The sequence below is a fragment of the Chloroflexus sp. genome (assembly GCF_049970315.1).
Classification (GTDB): Bacteria; Chloroflexota; Chloroflexia; order Chloroflexales; family Chloroflexaceae; genus Chloroflexus.
On the sequence record NZ_JBMFNE010000014.1, the window covers coordinates 92,778 to 110,168 of the forward strand.

Annotated in this window: 16 protein-coding genes and 1 rRNA gene; 13 read left to right on the plus strand and 4 right to left on the minus strand. The window is 54.1% G+C overall.

All coding sequences use genetic code 11. The features are described from left to right. The first annotated feature begins 230 nt into the window (after positions 1–230). The 12 genes from ACP5OT_RS11195 (at position 231) to ACP5OT_RS11250 (ending at position 11,934) form a co-directional block, all read left to right on the plus strand. A complete protein-coding gene (locus tag ACP5OT_RS11195; RefSeq protein WP_428132153.1) occupies positions 231–1,247 on the plus strand; it encodes a Gfo/Idh/MocA family protein in 1,017 nt (338 codons plus the stop codon). 41 nt (positions 1,248–1,288) lie between these two features. Next, complete coding sequence (locus ACP5OT_RS11200; protein WP_424677216.1) at positions 1,289–2,422, plus strand: DegT/DnrJ/EryC1/StrS family aminotransferase; 1,134 nt, start codon at positions 1,289–1,291, stop codon at positions 2,420–2,422. Between the two features lie 21 nt (positions 2,423–2,443). After that, entirely contained in the window at positions 2,444–3,457 is a 1,014-nt protein-coding gene (locus ACP5OT_RS11205; protein ID WP_424677215.1) for an SDR family NAD(P)-dependent oxidoreductase, read from the plus strand. Next, positions 3,454–4,611, plus strand: coding sequence for a DegT/DnrJ/EryC1/StrS family aminotransferase (locus tag ACP5OT_RS11210; RefSeq protein ID WP_424677214.1), 1,158 nt, complete (start codon positions 3,454–3,456; stop codon positions 4,609–4,611). Before ACP5OT_RS11205 ends, ACP5OT_RS11210 begins: the two co-directional genes overlap by 4 nt. A 16-nt stretch (positions 4,612–4,627) precedes the next feature. Then, complete coding sequence (locus ACP5OT_RS11215) at positions 4,628–5,635, plus strand: glycosyltransferase family 2 protein (RefSeq protein WP_424677213.1); 1,008 nt, start codon at positions 4,628–4,630, stop codon at positions 5,633–5,635. A gap of 28 nt (positions 5,636–5,663) precedes the next feature. After that, complete coding sequence (locus ACP5OT_RS11220; RefSeq protein WP_424677212.1) at positions 5,664–6,419, plus strand: polysaccharide deacetylase family protein; 756 nt, start codon at positions 5,664–5,666, stop codon at positions 6,417–6,419. A gap of 9 nt (positions 6,420–6,428) precedes the next feature. After that, positions 6,429–7,370 (plus strand): glycosyltransferase family 2 protein, encoded by a 942-nt coding sequence (locus tag ACP5OT_RS11225; protein ID WP_424677211.1) that lies wholly within the window; start codon positions 6,429–6,431, stop codon positions 7,368–7,370. Between the two features lie 14 nt (positions 7,371–7,384). Then, on the plus strand, positions 7,385–8,350 hold the full coding sequence (locus ACP5OT_RS11230) for a glycosyltransferase family 2 protein (protein WP_424677210.1): 966 nt from the start codon (positions 7,385–7,387) through the stop codon (positions 8,348–8,350). Between the two features lie 261 nt (positions 8,351–8,611). Beyond that, the gene (locus tag ACP5OT_RS11235; protein WP_424677209.1) at positions 8,612–9,154 is read left to right on the plus strand and encodes an acyltransferase; all 543 of its coding nucleotides are present in this window, start codon (positions 8,612–8,614) and stop codon (positions 9,152–9,154) included. A 5-nt stretch (positions 9,155–9,159) separates the two neighbouring features. Beyond that, entirely contained in the window at positions 9,160–10,161 is a 1,002-nt protein-coding gene (gene epsD, locus ACP5OT_RS11240; RefSeq protein ID WP_424677208.1) for an exopolysaccharide biosynthesis glycosyltransferase EpsD, read from the plus strand. Positions 10,162–10,173: 12 nt separating this feature from the next. Then, entirely contained in the window at positions 10,174–10,740 is a 567-nt protein-coding gene (locus tag ACP5OT_RS11245; RefSeq protein ID WP_424677207.1) for a serine O-acetyltransferase, read from the plus strand. Between the two features lie 75 nt (positions 10,741–10,815). After that, positions 10,816–11,934, plus strand: a complete 1,119-nt coding sequence (locus ACP5OT_RS11250; protein ID WP_428132157.1) for a glycosyltransferase family 4 protein — start codon at positions 10,816–10,818, stop codon at positions 11,932–11,934. On the opposite strand, the gene ACP5OT_RS11255 is transcribed toward ACP5OT_RS11250, so the two are convergent. The 4 genes from ACP5OT_RS11255 to accD all read right to left on the minus strand — a co-directional run bounded on the left by ACP5OT_RS11255 (position 11,926) and on the right by accD (position 16,561). Continuing rightward, entirely contained in the window at positions 11,926–13,143 is a 1,218-nt protein-coding gene (locus tag ACP5OT_RS11255; RefSeq protein WP_424677205.1) for a hypothetical protein, read from the minus strand. The two genes, ACP5OT_RS11250 and ACP5OT_RS11255, sit on opposite strands and share 9 nt — an antisense overlap. Positions 13,144–13,316: 173 nt before the next feature. Then, complete coding sequence (locus tag ACP5OT_RS11260; protein ID WP_424677204.1) at positions 13,317–14,561, minus strand: hypothetical protein; 1,245 nt, start codon at positions 14,559–14,561, stop codon at positions 13,317–13,319. Positions 14,562–14,775: 214 nt separating this feature from the next. Continuing rightward, positions 14,776–15,624 carry an acetyl-CoA carboxylase carboxyltransferase subunit alpha gene (locus tag ACP5OT_RS11265; protein ID WP_424677203.1) on the minus strand — a complete coding sequence of 283 codons (849 nt, stop codon included), beginning with the start codon at positions 15,622–15,624 and terminating at the stop codon, positions 14,776–14,778. A 19-nt stretch (positions 15,625–15,643) separates the two neighbouring features. Then, positions 15,644–16,561: an acetyl-CoA carboxylase, carboxyltransferase subunit beta gene (gene accD, locus ACP5OT_RS11270; RefSeq protein WP_424677202.1), complete on the minus strand. Its 918-nt coding sequence runs from the start codon at positions 16,559–16,561 to the stop codon at positions 15,644–15,646. A 497-nt stretch (positions 16,562–17,058) separates the two neighbouring features. Here accD and ACP5OT_RS11275 point away from each other — a divergent pair. Next, positions 17,059–17,391: ribosomal RNA gene (locus ACP5OT_RS11275) — 23S ribosomal RNA — on the plus strand; the annotation flags it as partial.

The window sequence follows — 17,391 nt, forward strand, 5'->3', positions numbered from 1 at the left end:
CAGGGCGTCGATTTCCAGCAGATTCTCGACCATGGCGATAGGTTAACTCATTTCCCGGAAAATGGGTAGGCAGTTACTCAAAATCTGACATATCAAAATATGTAACGAACATCTCATATCTACTCTTCCTCTATTCATCTAAACATCATGATCAGTGCGTACAATCGAGACGAAGCGGATGTGCACCAGGCTTCATTTTCATCCTGAATCTGACAAAGTTAGGAATCGGTATGATCGGCATTGGTGTTATCGGATATGGCTACTGGGGGCCTAATCTTGTGCGTAACTTTGCCCAAGTTGCCGGCGCACGAGTGGTTGCTGTTTGTGACCAACGGGCCGAGCGTCGTGCATTGGTCGAGCAAGTCTACCCGTCGGTGAAGACCTACGCTGATGTCATCGATATGCTGAAACATCCTGCTCTTGATGCGGTAGTGGTAGCGACACCAGTGTCGTCACACTTCGAGCTAGCCCTCATGGCCTTACAGGCCGGCAAACACGTGCTGGTCGAGAAACCGTTCACGTCAACTGTCGCCCAAGCCGAGCGGTTAATTAAAGAAGCCGAGAGTCGTGGGTTGACATTAATGGTTGATCATACATTTATCTATACCAGTGCCGTGCGCAAGATTAAAGAATTGATCGATAGCGGTACGCTTGGCACACTCTACTACTACGACTCGGTGCGGGTCAATCTTGGGCTTTTCCAAAATGATGTGAACGTATTGTGGGATTTAGCAGTCCATGATCTCTCGATTATGGACTATCTGGTTGGGGCCAGCCCAACGATGATCGCAGCGACCGGTATGGCGCATGTGTTGGGTAAGCCAGAAAATATGGCCTATCTCACCTGCTATTTTGCCAACAACCTCATTGCTCATTTTCATGTCAATTGGATGGCGCCGGTGAAGATCCGCCAAACCCTCATTGGTGGATCGGAAAAGATGATTGTCTATGACGACATTGAGATGAGTGAGAAGGTGAAGGTGTACGACAAAGGCATCATTATCAGCGAAAGTAAAGATGCTGTCTACCAGCGTCATGTTGGCTACCGCACCGGCGATATGTGGGCACCGCGGCTCGACAATGTCGAGGCCCTTAAGATCGAAGCTGAACATTTCGTGGATTGTGTGCGTAATGGGCGCCGACCGCTCTCGGATGGCTATGCCGGCCTGCGTGTCATCCGCATTTTGGAGGCAGCTTCGTATTCGATGGCGAATCGTGGTCAGCCGGTGGAACTGTCCGGTATGTAGTTGTGATTGCACTGCGCCTTTAACCGTGTAAAGGAGTATTTATGATCCCGTTCGTTGATCTGAAAGCCCAATATCTCTCGATCAAAGAAGAGATTGATCGAGCCGTTCTCGATACACTGGTGAGTACCCAATTCGTATTGGGAAAAGAGGTGGCAGCATTTGAAGAGATATTTGCCGCCTATACCCAATGCCAATATGCAATAGGTGTAAATTCGGGTACCAGCGCGCTGCATGTAGCGTTGCTGGCGGCGGGGGTTGGGCGCGGTGATGAGGTCATTACAACCCCACATACCTTTATCGCCACCGTTTCGGCCATTGATTATACCGGTGCGCGCCCGGTGTTTGTCGATATTGATCCGGTAACCTTCACGATTGATCCGGCTCAGATCGAAGCGGCGATTACACCACGGACCAAGGCCATTATTCCGGTGCATTTGTACGGTCAGCCCGCCGAGATGGATGCAATTATGGCGATTGCGCGCAAGCATGGGCTGGTCGTGATTGAAGATGCAGCTCAGGCACACGGGGCCGAATACAAAGGTCGACGGGTTGGTAGCATCGGCGATCTAGGTTGCTTCAGCTTTTATCCGGGCAAAAACCTCGGCGCGTATGGTGAAGGTGGAGCAGTAACGACCAATCACCCCGAACTGGCCCGCACCGTGCGTATGCTCCGTGATTGGGGTGCTGAGCGACGCTACTATCACGATCTTAAAGGCTTCAACTACCGCCTGGAGGGAATACAGGGCGCGATTTTGCGGGTCAAGATGCGCTATATCGAACAGTGGACAGAGCTACGCCGCGCGGCTGCGGCCCGCTACGATGCGCTGTTAGCTCCATTGGGGGTGCGTACACCGATTGCCCTCCCTGACCGGCGTCACGTCTATCACATATATGCAATCCGCGATCCGCGTCGTGATGAGTTACAAGCGTATTTGCACGAGCATGGCGTGAGTACCGGCATTCATTATCCGATCCCGGTACATTTGCAAAAAGCGTTCGCCGAGTTAGGCTATCGGTCGGGTGATTTTCCGCACGCCGAATCTGCTGCGGCTGAAGTTCTCTCGCTTCCGATCTTCCCCGAACTGACTGTAGAACAGCAACAGGTCGTGGCAAACGCGATGCAGGGTTGGATGCAGTCGATCTTTGCAGTTGAGTATGGAACAACCAACCGATAACGTGTACCTGAAGGATAACCTATGACAACAAAACGCATCTTGGTCACCGGTGGCGCCGGCTTTATCGGGAGTGAACTGGTGACACAATTGGCCGCTGCCGGCCATCGGGTTATCGTGGTTGATAATTTGGTCAACGGGAAACGCGACAATCTTGCCCACGTGCGCGATGCCGATGTGGAATTGGTCGTCGTTGATATACGTGATCGCGATGCTATGACCCGCCTGCTACGCGGAGTCGAGATAGTTTATCACTTAGCCTGTCTTGGCGTGCGTCACAGCTTGCACGATCCGTTCGAGAACCACGATGTCAATGCAACCGGCACACTTACGTTGCTCGACTTAGCGCGTCGTGCCGACGTGCCGCGCTTTGTGTATGTGTCAAGTTCAGAAGTATACGGCACTGCGCGCTGGGTACCGATGACCGAAGAGCATCCGACGTTTCCGATGACCGTCTACGGCGGAGGTAAGTTAGCCGGTGAGTGTTATACTCGTGCCTTTTGGGAAAGCTATCGCTACCCGACCGTCGTGGTGCGTCCGTTTAATAGCTTCGGGCCGCGTAGCCATCACGAAGGCGATAGCGGTGAGGTGATCCCAAAGTTTATGTTACGGGCGATGGTCGGCAAGCCGATGGTCATCTTCGGTGATGGCACCCAGACCCGTGATTTTACCTTCGTTAGCGATACTGCACGGGGTATTATGCTGGCCGGAATGGTCGAAATGGCGATTGGAGGCACGTTTAATGTTGGACAGGGCCGTGAAATCTCGATCAACGAGCTGGGTCGCACCGTGGCTGCCGTTGTGGGTAACCCGGAGACACCGATAGTACACGATGAACCACGACCGGGTGACGTGTTGCGCTTGTACGCTGACAGTTCACGTGCGCAACAGGTACTCGGCTTTACACCGACCATCTCATTACACGAAGGGTTACGGCGTTTGCATGAATGGTACCTGTCACGTGGGGTTGCCGTTGAGGATTTGCTGGCCGAAGAGCGGGTTCACAACTGGAAAAAAGAGGAGATTACGTGGCCATGACAGCAACAGTGAAACGCCACATCCCACTGACCAGGCCGGTGATGGGTTCTGCCGAGGCGGAAGCAGCGCAGCGTGTCATTTTGTCGGGTTGGATCACGCAAGGGCCAGAGGTGGCTGCATTCGAGCAAGAGTTCGCCGCTTACACCGGTGCTCAATATGCGGTAGCCGTCTCGAATTGCACCACTGCGCTGCATCTAGCCTTGTTAGCGGTTGGAATCGGTCCCGGTGATGAAGTGATTACCGTCAGTCATTCATACATTGCAACGGCCAACAGTGTGCGTTATTGCGGTGCTGAGCCGGTGTTTGTCGATGTCGATCCGCAAACGCACAACATGGATCCGTCGTTAATCGAGGCCGCTATCACGCCGCGTACCAAAGCGATCCTGACGGTGCATCAGATGGGAATGCCGGCCGATTTGGCGCAGATTACTACGATCGCCCAAACGCACGGTTTGCCGGTTATTGAGGATGCGGCTTGTGCTATCGGGAGCGAAATCTTCTGGCAGGGGCAGTGGGAAAAGATCGGCAAGCCGCACGGAGTAATCGCCTGTTTCTCGTTCCATCCACGCAAAGTGTTAAGTACCGGCGATGGTGGTATGCTCACCACCAATAATCCCGAGTATGCCGAGCTGTTTCGACTCTTGCGCCAGCATGGGATGAGTGTCAACGATCGGGTACGTCATCTCGCCAATCGCGTGATTTTTGAAGAATACAACGTTGTTGGCTACAACTACCGCATGACAGATATTCAGGCGGCAGTCGGACGTGAACAATTGCGGCGTTTGGCAGAGATCGTGCCGATCCGCCGACGATTGGCGGCCCGTTATGTCGAGCTACTCCAAACTATTCCGGGAGTTGGTGTGCCGGTCGAACCGCCGTATGCCCGTACCAATTGGCAAAGCTTCTCCATTTATCTGCCGGAATGGTGCGACCAGCGTGCGGTGATGCAATATATGCTCGATCACGGGATTGCCACCCGGCGCGGGATCATGTGTGCGCATCGCGAGCGACCTTACCACCGCTCTGAGGGCTATCATCTGCCGTGGTCAGAGTATGGGCAAGATCGCAGCATTATTCTGCCACTGTATCCGCAAATGACCGATGAAGATCAAGACTATATCGTCGCGACATTGGCGGCGGCCTGTACGCACTGATGATAAGGAGGTGGTCATGCAAACAACAACGGCCCCGCTATTATCGGTGACAGTGTTGAATTACAACTATGCCTATTATCTGCCCAATTGTCTCGACTCGATTTTGCAACAGAGCTTTCGCGATTTCGAGCTTATTCTGATCAACGATTGTTCAACCGATAACTCGTTGGCAGTGATCGAGCCGTACTTACACGATCCACGGGTACGTTTGATCCATCACGAACAGAATAAGGGCTTCGTTGCCTCGTTAATCGAAGGGATGCAGGAATCACGTGGTCGGTATCTTAGCGTTATCTCGGCAGACGATTGGGTAGTATCGCAGCATGCTTTCGCCCAACAGGTTGCCATTCTTGAACAGAACCCGCAGGTTGTCATGGTGTTTAGTGCCTACGGGCTATACGCCAATGAATGGACGCTCAACTTTGTCAGTCGTGCTGCTGATCATAGCTATATTCGTGATGGTCGTGACGTCTTTGCTGATTTCTTACTCAAGGGGTATCCGCAGCATAGCGGTACTATGATTCGCAAGAGCGCCTATGAAGCCATCGGAGGCTACGATCCTACCCTGATTTGGTCGCTTGATGCACAGATGTGGTTAGGCTTGTGCCATTTTGGCGATGTCGCCTATGTCGACGAGATGCTGTACGCTTACCGTCGCCACCCATCGAGTATGTCGAAAAATCCTGCCGCACTACGCAATGCGATCCTCGAACTGTTCCGTATTTTTGATTGGACGTTTAGTCTTATGCCGGCTGAGGAACGGCAGCGACAGCGATGGCTCTACCGCAAAGCGCGACAGCGGGCATTGATCTCGTTTGCAGCCGATGCCGTCTTTAGCGGCAACGTGCGGCTAGGCTGGCAGTTCTTCCGGGTGGGTTTACAAGTCAGCCCAGGGGAGACTCTCTTCCAAAAGGGTACGGTAGCGATGGCATTACGTGCGTTGTTGGGTGCTCATCTTTATCGGAGACTGTTCCAGCGTAGGCAAGCTATTTCAAACGATACAACCGTGTCATCGGCGGTCTAGGCACCGTGTTCGTAGGGGGAGGAACACGATGAGTCTGAAAACAGCGGTAACGCGGGTTGTCGATCAGATAGGCAATCTGATCCTCAGTCCGCCCTATGGCGGCTTTGGCTACTATTACAATCACGGGCCGCGTACACGGCGAGCTGTTGCGTTTACGTTCGATGATGGGCCAGGCAAACCGTGTACCGAACAATTACTCGATACGCTCGGTGAATTAGGCGTAAAAGCGACATTCTTTTGTGTTGGATTGAGTGTGCAGTGGCATCCTGATGTGGTGCAACGTGCGTTTACCGAGGGGCATGTCATCGGCAACCATTCGATGATGCATAGCCGCAAAGCCGGCTTGCTCCTGCGTGGTGGTGAGCATATTGATGCAGCAGACGACGCAATTGCCCAAGTGATCGGGTGTCGGCCCCATCTCTACCGTCCGCCGTGGGGATGGCTAACACCGTGGGAAGGTCAACGTCTTCGGCAACGTGGGTATGCTGTGATTGGGTGGGATATTTACCCCGACGATTGGAAGGTGCCGGAAGTTCCGGCCGAGCACTTGGTAGCTCAAATCAAGCCCTTAGTCAAACCCGGTTCGATCATCTTAATGCACGATTCGGTGTCGAACCAGATACGGTGGGAGAAAACGGAGACAGCACGAGCGGTACGCTTGCTGACTCCTTGGCTACGTAGTGAAGGTTACGAGATTGTTACGGTGCCAGAACTGTTAGGTTTGCCGGCATACCGGTCATCATCTCGCGTGCCGAACACCGAGGGTTTTGATGTTAAGTGGTAAGGGGGGGAGATGAGCTTACCAACGATAAGTGCTGTTATTTGTACTCGTAATCGGGGTGAACGTGTTGTCAGTGCAGCCACGAGCATCTTACGCAACGATCATCCATCGTTTGAGCTGATCGTGGTCGATCAGAGTACTGATACGGTTACCGCGAACGCGCTTCAGCGTTTTCAAGCCGATCCACGCTTACGGTATGTGGCGTCGCCCACACAAGGGTTGGGCATAGCGCGCAACATTGGACTGCAACTCGCCCGGTCTCCATTTGTCGCCTTCACCGATGACGATTGCCGCGTACCGTCTACTTGGTTACAGAGCATCGAGTCTGAACTGACGCGCGAGCCACGCGCAGCCGTCGTGTTCTGCAATGTTGTGCCGGGACCGCATGATGAGTCGGCCGGTTTCATCCCGGCCTATCAACGTCGCCAACGGGCAGTTGTGCGTACCTTTTGGGCCAAATGTCGTGCGCGGGGAATCGGTGCCGGGATGGCTGTACGGCGCGATCTGGTCCTCGCCATGGGTGGCTTCGACGAGTCCTTAGGAGCAGGCGGGCGATTCCCTTCTGCGGAGGATGCCGATCTTGCCTTGCGGGCGATTGTGCATGGTTGGTATGTAGTTGAAACGCCTGCTACGTATGTGATTCACGACGGTTTTCGCACATGGTCCGAAGCACGCGAGTTGGCTACACGTGATTGGGAAGGGCTAGGTGCGGCATATATCAAGCCGCTGAAGGCCGGTTATTGGCGAGCAGGTATCGTGTTGTTGTACGAGTTACTCGTTCCGGCATTCATCGAGCCGCTGCGGCCCCTACTGCGCCTTCGCCGCCCACGTGGCTTAGGTCGGCTCATTGCTCTGATCCGCGGTTGTGTACGTGGGTTGGCCGTTCCCATTGATCCTGAATACTTGGTCTATCAGCGCGCTACGCGATCTGCCGTTGTCGAGCAGTCGTTGTAAATAGCGAGACTACCATGCTTGTATCAATTATCGTTCCTACCAAGCAACGCCCGCAAGCGTTATTTGACGCGGTCCAGAGTGTCTTTCGCAGTACCTATCAGAACTTTGAACTCTTCGTTGTTGATCAAAGTCCCGACAATGCAAGTTTGCAAATAACAGCGCCGTTCCATACCGATCCACGTTTTCACTATCTGTTCAATCGGCGGCCCGGTTTTGGGGCGGCTAGCTCACGCAATGTAGGTATCGCAGCCAGTCAGGGCGAGATTATAGCTTTGATCGATGATGATATCGAAGTGCGACCTGATTGGCTTGAACAGATCGTGGCTGAGTTTAGCGCCGATCCAGAACTCGATTTTATTGCCGGACGCCTCACCGCACCGCCGTATGATCCAGATACCGGCTATACACCCGAATTTGAGGCATGGCCGTATCTGTCACGGTGGCGCTTTCCCTTGCACGCTTCGGGTGCAAATTTCAGTATGCGTCGGCGTCTTTTGGATCGCATCGGTGGCTACGATGAATTTTGCGGCCCCGGTAGCCGGTTGCGCGCCTCCGACGATACCGATTTGTGTTGGCGCATTGTGCGCAGTGGTGCGCGATATAAAATCTGTCCTCATATTGAAGTGGTGCATACACACGGTTTCCGCTCGCGAGATGAGGCTGAAGCGCTCTTTGCTCGCTATCAATACGGTAATGGTGGTAATTTTGGTCGTTTCACTCGTCGTGGCGACCTATTTGCCGGTGCATGGTTTTTAGCTCGCGAAGTCAAGCTTACCTTCAAAGCGATTCCAAAAGCATTACGCGGCGACCGACGCGAGTTGTTCTTCGCGCGCCAGCGGTTACGTGGGTTTTGGGACGGATTCCGGTTGTCGCCGGACGAAGGGTTCGTCAGCGGTGCGCAATTGCGCCAGATGCGCGATGCAGCGCGTGCCGCTGAAGTGTTGCTGGTTGCTAGAGCGGAGGGGAACGCTAACGACTAAGCTGACGAATGAGATATACCGGTAGCAAAGTATAAGGCATAAGAGTGAGGAAATCCTGCTCTAGTTTGAAAGGGCATCTCCATGTTACGATAGTGTCGGTTTATGCTGTTCGTTGCTTGGTCGAGCACCATGTGCCTGTGCAACTCGCTAAACGAAACTAAAATGCGCAACGAAACTGTTAGCTCACATGTCTATTTTGTTTAGAACCTGTTCATCTCGATGAGCTACTATGATGGTGATAGCGTAAGGGAGCAACAGGTCATGCCATCACGTCCTCTTACCGATATTGTCAGCGACATTCTAGCCGTATTACGAGCGCGGTGGTATCTGCGCGGCGCTGAATTGGGGCCAAGAGTTCGGTTGTGGGGGCGACCGGTGGTACATAAAGGCGGACGTTTAGTTATCGGTGAGCGTGCGCGGCTGGTTTCGACCGTCGTGCCGCTAGAACTAGCCGTTGCTCCCGGAGCCTGTTTGGAGATTGGAGCAGGGACATTCATCAATTATGGGTGTTCTATTGCCGCGACTGAGCTGGTACGGATTGGTCCTCGCTGTAATATCGGTACTTACGCGATGATTATGGATAATGATTTTCACCGCCTCGAACCGGAACATCGCCAAGAACGACCGCCCTCAGCGCCGATTGTTCTCGAAGAGAATGTATGGTTAGGCGGACGGGTGACAGTGCTGAGTGGAGTAACGATTGGGGCGGGGAGTGTGGTTGGAGCCGGGAGTGTTGTGACCAAGAGTATTCCCCCGCGTTCGCTTGCTGCCGGCGTGCCGGCACGTGTGATTCGTCATTTGTAACGAGTATGAAGGATCAATTCCCAACGGTCAGTGTTGTCATTCCCACCTACAACCGCTGTGATCGTCTACAGCGAGTGTTAACAGCGCTTGGCAAGCAGACGTACCCCCATTCGTCTTTTGAGGTTGTGATCGTCTCTGATGGATCGACCGATGGTACTGTTGCGTTCTGCCAACACGCCCAAACGTCATTTCACTTGCACTTTATTCAGCAAGCCAACGCCGGGCCGGCAGCAGCGCGCAATCGGGGGATTGCAGCGGCTCGTGGCCCGATCATTTTGTTCCTCGACGATGATGTGGTTCCGGCTCCCAATCTTATTGCTGAACACATGCGGCTGCACAATGAACGTGAGCAGTGGGTAGTGCTTGGACCGATGCTGACCCCGCCTGATGCCCGCTTGTCACCGTGGGTAGCGTGGGAGCAGGCGATGCTGGAAAAGCAGTATCGTGCAATGACGAGCGGAATCTGGCCGGCAACGGCCCGGCAATTCTACACCGGGAACACTTCGTTGGCCCGGCAGTTGGTATTGGCAGCGGGTGGCTTTGATGAACGGTTTCGGCGTGCCGAAGATATTGAGTTGGCGTATCGGCTCAATAAGCTTGGTGTTGAATTTGTCTTTGCACCGCAGGCCGTCGGTTATCACTATGCCGATCGGAGCTTTACGTCGTGGTTGGCAACACCCTACGCATACGGACGAAATGACATCATCTTTGGCCGTGAACAGCAGGTTGATCTGCTCGGTTTTGTGCGTCGAGAATTTGCGCAGCGTAATCAACTAACCCGTTGGTTAGTGTGGGTTTTGCTCGACCGTCCACGGGCGAGTGCTCTTGTACTGATCATCTTACCCCGGCTGGCGCTACTAGCGCATCGGCTATTCGGTGAGCGAGGGAGCCGTCCCATCTACAGCGCGATCTTTAATTTGCGTTACTACCAAGGAGTGGCCGACGAATTGGGCGGACGCGACCGGTTCTTTGCAATGCCGACCATCGTTGAAGCAACACAACTCTGAGAGGAGCCGCCGATGTGGGAACTTTTTCTGCAAGATGCACGCCGTTGGGTCGTGCCAGGCCAGATCAGTACCGAACCACTCACACTACGTCAAGTCATTGTGCTGCTCTTTCGCCATTTGCCGTTACGGGCGATGTTCTGGTTTCGTTTGGGGTCATGGTGTAAGCAGCGTGGTATTCCCTTTCTCCCTGGCTATATCCAACGGCGGATCTACCGGCGTTACGGTCTTGAGATTGTTGTCGGAGCTGACATCGGTGGTGGGTTGTACATTGCGCATCCGATTGGGACGGTGATAGCGCCGCAACGTATCGGTCGGAATTGCACGATTGTAGCGGCGGTCACCATTGGGATGCGCAACGAATGGGCCTTTCCGATCATCGGTGATGAGGTGTTTATCGGTGCTGGTGCGCGGGTGTTAGGCGGCATTACGGTGGGTGATCGGGCGCGGATTGGTGCCAATGCCGTGGTGACGCGCGATGTACCATCCGGGGCAACGGTGGTAGGCATTCCGGCCCGCGTGGTGAAGATCAATGAAACACCAACCGAACGTGAAGGTGTTACCGAGTCGGTCGCTGGTTAACGGACAAGCGATAGCAGGTATCATTGCGTCGTATCGGTTGTTGGTTGGTGTGAAAAACTCAGAAAGCGGTGATGCATGATCCGTGTACTCTTCATTCTCGAACAACATCTTGGCCATCGCACATATGCCGAAAATCTGCGATTTGGATTCGCGCGCCAGCCGCAGGTGCAAGCTCAATGGGCTGAGATAACATACTATCAAGCCGGTGGCTTGATTGAACGACTACCCCTACCGAAGACAGTGCGAGGGATATTGCGTGGTCGGCAGCAGGTACGACAGGCATTGCGTCAGGCAGAGTATGATGTAGCCCTCTTTAATACGCAAGCACCTGCCGCCATTGCCGGAGGGATCGTGCAACGGCGTCCGTATCTGATAGCAACCGATATTACTCCTCGTCAGTACGATGAAATGGCAAGTTTCTACCATCATCGTGCCGATCGACTGGGGATAGAGTCGTCTGTAAAGCATTGGCTGAATCGGCGGCTCTTTCAGCGTGCAGCGTGGGTATTACCGTGGTCGCACTGGGTACGTGACTCACTGATCCGTGAGTATGGAGTGCATCCCGATCGGATTGAGGTTATTCCGCCCGGTATCGATTTGTCCCGTTGGCAGCCGGCACGTGATCGAATGCCCGGCCCTTTGCGCGTGCTGTTCGTCGGTGGCGATTTTTATCGGAAAGGTGGACCAACCCTGCTAGCGGCCATACAGCAGCTTCCCATCCCGATTGAGGTGCATCTGGTTACCCGCAGCCCAATCGAACCAACTGCCGGTGTGTATGTTTATCGCGATCTTACCCCCAATTCGCCACGTTTAATCGAGTTATACCGTCAAGCCGACGTCTTCGTCTTCCCAACCCAAGCGGAGGCGTTTGGGATTGCTGCCCTTGAAGCGATCGCTTGTGGGGTGCCGGTCATTGCAACCCCGGTTGGTGGCCTTCCTGATATTGTGCGTGATGGGGTGAATGGCTTTCTGGTGCCTCCCAATGATCCGACGGCTCTTGCCGCCCGTCTACGCCTCTTGGGAGAGCAACCCGATACCCGATGGCAGATGGCGCAAGCCGCTAGACATCACGCCGAACGTTATTTTGATGCGGTGCAGAATGCAACACGTGTCGCCAAACTGTTGGCGCAGGCTGCAAACGTGACAACTGGTCTGTGCTTTCCTAAGCCTTACTACGATGAGTCCTCACGGTAACGCCCATACGCTGATTTCCCGGACGTGCCAGTCAGCGCCCCACCACCTATCGCCCCGAAACTCGATGCGAGTGACACCGGCCGGAATGGGCATCCAGTAACTGCGGAAATGTTCGTCTTTAAAGTAACGGGTGTCATGGGCTTGTACTTGAGCTGCTTGCCAAGTGCCGTTATCGAACCGAACTTGTAAATTAGGTCCGATGCCGGTGAAGCGGAGGCGAGCGTTGGCCGGTGCAGGTGCTGCAAGTGTGACAACCGGACTGGCGCGATCAACGTAGCGTCGGTCTGCAGCGATCATCGTAAACGGTCGGGTCGGAGTGATCGTTACATTGTCCCAGTGCCACGTCCCAGCGCGGCAGGTTGCACAATCTTTCAATGGATTGTACGAGTGATGACCAAACTGCACGACCCCTTGATCCCATCCGAGATCGGCGATGCGCGTATCGATCCAGTAGAAGTTGTAAGCTGGTATCCCGAACTTGATGTGGGTCCGCGAAATTTGTAATTCAAACGTGTCACGTCGGGTTGAGCTTGGGGTGAGAAAACGGTCATACGGGATCGGTGTCCCATCGATGACAGTTGGCTGGAAGTTGCGGTAGATCACCGCATCAAAGAAGTTCCCACTCAGATCCATTCGTATTTGGACAGCGTTGCGTGGTGGCCCACTCAAATCGACTGTCATATCGAGCGGGAGTTGAAGATGATCGTTGTACGGACTGATCCAAAGATCGATCCAATCGCGCAGACTAGTACGGAGCGTGGACACATCAAAGCGAATGGTAGCCGTCCCACCGCTAAAATCGACCATATGGTTGGGGGTCAGGTAGATCACGCCATAACCGCTTGCTTTGATAGCCGTCATCAGGTGATTGCGGCAGACGTATACTGCCTCCTCGTAGCTACTGATCGAACGCAAAGCAGGTGGTGGCGTACAATCGGTACCGTGCTCGGCAGGCATTGGTTCGAGTTGATACCATGTATTGACATCACGCGAATGTATCGTCACATCCCAATTAGGCGGGTTCCAGCTTTGTGGTTGTGATGGCTCGCCGGTAAACGTCTCGGTGAAGATTGACGGTTTCATGATCAAAGGGATAAACTGGCGAGTGCCAGCATTGGCAACGGCCACCGGGGATGGTTGTCGGCCAAGCCAGATCAAGCTACTCACTAAAATCAGACTCAAGGAGACGAGCAAAATCCGTTGTTGCATTGATGCCTCCCTATTTCTCGCGCAACAATGCCTTCAGACCCAGGGGAGAGTTGGTCTGAAGGCGTCGCTGCCGACTACGGAAACCCATAGTGTCGCCGAGGGGGAGGATTGACGGCCACACTATGGTGTTTCCATTCATCATGTCGTTACCGATAGCCAAAAAGTTACGGTTGTTAGCGTAATGCCAGCGGAATGTAGACCCGTGGCGAGAGCGTATTAGCAGTAATCCGCACTTCAGCCGGGACCGCATTGGCGATAGCTTGTACTGCACTCGCGGCATTCGACCACTCGCCGGTGCCATCGTTCACGTTGAAATAGGGCCATACCCATACTCCGGCATAACAATTAGAGCGTAGTTCAGCTAGTAATTGGGTAGGGGTACGGTTGGTGCCACTGGCATTGGCCGGTACTTCACCGATCACCATCGGTTTGTCAAAACGACCTTCGTACCAATCGTTGAACAGCGGTGAATAGCTCCAGTATGTCTCATCACCGTTCATCCAGCCGTAATAATGAATTTGGTAAAAATCGAGATAGCCTTGTGGATCGTAGGCAGTGAGGGCGGTATCATTCCAGAAATTACCGACAGCACCGAGTGCACCGGTGCTATTCCACTTCATCGAAGCACTACCTACGGTCGTTAATTGATTGGAATTACGGTGGATCGCGCCGGAGATCTCGGCAATGAACTGTTGCATTTGGGTTAGCGTTACCGGTTGGGTGACGTTATGAGCCGGTGTGAAGTGCGGTGGCTCATTGATCCCAAACTCCGGCTCATTAAAAATGTCCCAGGCCAACACATTCGGATGAGTGCCGATGGTATAACCGCTGCTGTCAACCGAATAGCGTAGCATCGGCAGCAGTGCATTATTGATAAATGAAGCTCGTTTAACCGGATCGACGATGAGATCGCGATGACCGCCTGCATGCTCGCCTCGTCCAGATACCGTCGAGTCTGCCATAAGCATGTCAAAGCTCCAGAGATTGAATACGAGATACACATCCTCTTCGGCAGCAATCTGAATCGCGCTGGCAAGAGCGGGTAAGAAATCGGCATCAAGACCGGTCACAGCACCGCCGCTGTTAGTATTAAACTCAGGTGCCCCACGACCATCGGCAAACAGCCACCAACGCACGGTATTAGCCCCTTGCTGGCGTAACGTGCGAAACATGATCCGAGTTGCGTTTGGATCGTAGGTGTGTTGGTTCCATTCCTCGACGGTTGCGAAATCGGCACCAAAGCCACCATTAAGCCACGGTACATTGGCACCTACCAAAAACCAACGACCACCAAAACGTTCAATGAGGTGCGACCGATCGGCAGGGCAGCTCAGGGGTGTTGCCGCTTGAGTTGGGATGAAGAGAAACGAGCTAATTATCAGGAGGCCTATCAGTGCGAGACGTAGTGTTTGGTGCATAGAACGTGTCTGGTTGTGCGATTAGCTATGACCGTTGCTCGCCTCCCGTACTGTAACACTTGATGAATAAAAAGTCATCATGATGCGAATAGTCATATAGTACTAAAAATAGGGGTAGTACTCCTCATGCGTGCGTACATATAGTGACGTACCGCCAAAAAAAGGAGAGGTGTTGCCTCGCAACACCTCTCCTCTGAGCTTTCCGAAACCCAGACTATCGCCGGGCGAAGAAATCCATCTGCTGTTCTTGAAATTGCCCCATCGAACGATACTTCTGGTAGCGTTCACGCAGAAGGGTGTCGAGGTCACGCTGTTGCAAATCGGTGAGATGGGAACGTAGCCGCTCACCGACGGTGGTAATTGCCGTAAGACGGTCGGCATGGGCACCACCGGGTGGTTCAGGGATTACCTCATCGATAATCCGAAGCGCATAGAGATCGGCTGCCGTCAATTTTAGCGCCTTGGCCGCTTCCGGTGCTTTCGCAGCGTCACGCCACAAGATAGAAGCCGCTGCCTCCGGTGGCGCCACGGAATAGATCGAATTTTCCTGCATCAGAATCCGGTCAGCAACGCTAATGGCTAATGCTCCACCGCTACCGCCCTCGCCGATAACGACAGCAATACTCGGTACCCGCAGCGTTGTCATCAGCATAATGCTTTCGGCGATAGCATTTGCTTGACCACGTTCTTCCGATCCCTTGGTAGGATCGGCGGCGGGTGTGTCGACAAAGCATATCACCGGCATACCAAACTTCTCGGCGTGACGCATCAACCGTTGTGCCTTGCGGTACCCTTCAGGATGCGGCATACCAAAATTGCGCCGCATATTCTCGCGGGTATCGTTCCCCTTCTGATGGCCGATGACCATCACCGTTTGGCCGGCAAATGTCGCCATACCACCCACGATTGCCGGGTCATCACCAAAGCGACGATCACCGTGAAGCTCGACAAAATCCTCACAGAGGGTAGCGATATAATCGAGCGTATGTGGACGTTGTGGGTGGCGCGCCAACTGCACGCGATCCCACGGTGTGATAGTTTCCTGCTGCGGAGTCTCTTCCATAACCGTGCCTCGCGTGATACTACATAATCGGTTGCGGCAATGTTGCACGTCGTGCTGCAAGATCAGCTTTTGCCGCCGGTGCTTGTCGCTGTTGATAGAGCTTTAGAATGCGAGCGAGCGTTTCCCGCATCTCACTCCGTGGCACCACCATATCGATCATACCGTGTTCCAGCATAAACTCGGCGGTCTGAAAACCGGCCGGCAGCTTTTGTCGCATAATCTGCTCGATCAACCGCTTACCGGCAAAACCGATGTTGGCACCCGGTTCGGCGATAATAATATCGGCTACCGAGGGATACGAGGCGGTCACACCACCGTAGCACGGATCGACCAGCAGAGCAATATGAGGCTGACCGGCTTCGGCAAGGCGAGTAAGTGCCATTGTGATCTTTGCCATTTGCATCAAGCCGATCACACCTTCTTGCTGGCGCGCGCCACCCGAGGTATTGATCGTCAACAGCGGTACGCCTAGTTCGGCTGCACGTTCGGCAGCACGGGCCATTTTCTCACCGTAGACGCTACCCATCGAGGCACCCATAAACGAGAAATCGGCCACAGCGATGCAGAGCCGGATACCACTGATAGCACCGACACCGGAGATCACTGCATCGGTCATACCGGTGCGCTGCTGCGTTTTAGCTAACTTGGTGGCGTAGCTCTCATCGGCAGCGACGAAGCCGAGCGGGTCGGTTGGTAGCAGGTTGGAATCCATTTCCCGGAATGAACCGACATCGAGCAGACCAATCCACTCGTGGGCACTCATCCGCATATGGTGCCCACATTTCGGACAAACCTTCAGATTGTCGTTAAGCTGCTTCTTGTAGATCAGCTCACGACATGCGCTGCACTTCACCCACAAATCGTCTGGGATTTGGGCGCTGTCTATATCGTCGCGCCCGGTAAATCCTTTGCGGCTGAGGCGGAAGAACTCTTTCACTTTCTCCTACGCTTTCACTTGGCGCAGACTCGCGCGATCCGTTGGTGATTTTCTTCACAGTGGTGGCGTTGCTTTATATTATAGCATGAGATGTAAAGAGGTCGAATACTATCTGTAATCAAAGTGCTTTGAAAATGTCGGAGTCGTGTTGGGCTGACATCGGTTGCTTGTAAGTCGTTTTTAGCTCATTATTAAGCCAAAAAAGGCGTTTTTGCATCTCGATAGTTTTCTCGCTTGACAAAACGGGCAAGCCTTGCTATACTCCTCACCGTCAATCGCACGGCGGTTGACCCGGAAAACGGCCCACACGGGCACGCTCCGCACCAAACGACCCGTCGCTCGTCGGCGCAGCACATCGTGCCTGCACCGCTTTTTTTCGCCGTCGGGTCGGTCGTACCTTGACAACTCACGCGATAGAACCGTCTAGACCATCTGCGTTGCACCGAGCTCGTGTCCACCCGAGCCGGTGCGCCGTCGGACCGCGTTGGTCCCGACGGAGGGAAGACATGATGAGCACACGATGGATGCCACGGCGCTGCGTGCCGAAGAAGGACGGGGCAAGGCACCGATATGCTCCGGGGAGCCGCGTGCAGGCTGTGATCCGGAGGTTTCCGAATGGGGCAACCCGCCACCAGCTGGTGGCGCTCCCGTTGGGAGCGGGAACCCGGCCAACTGAAACATCTCAGTAGCCGGAGGAAGAGCGAGCGACGCCCGTTGTAGCGGCGAGCGAACCGGGCGAGGCCTAAACCGCAGTCGTGCCAAGCCGCCACGCATTGCGGCTGCGGGGTTGGAGGACCCGTCAGGCAGGAGGTGGCGCTCCTGCACCACCC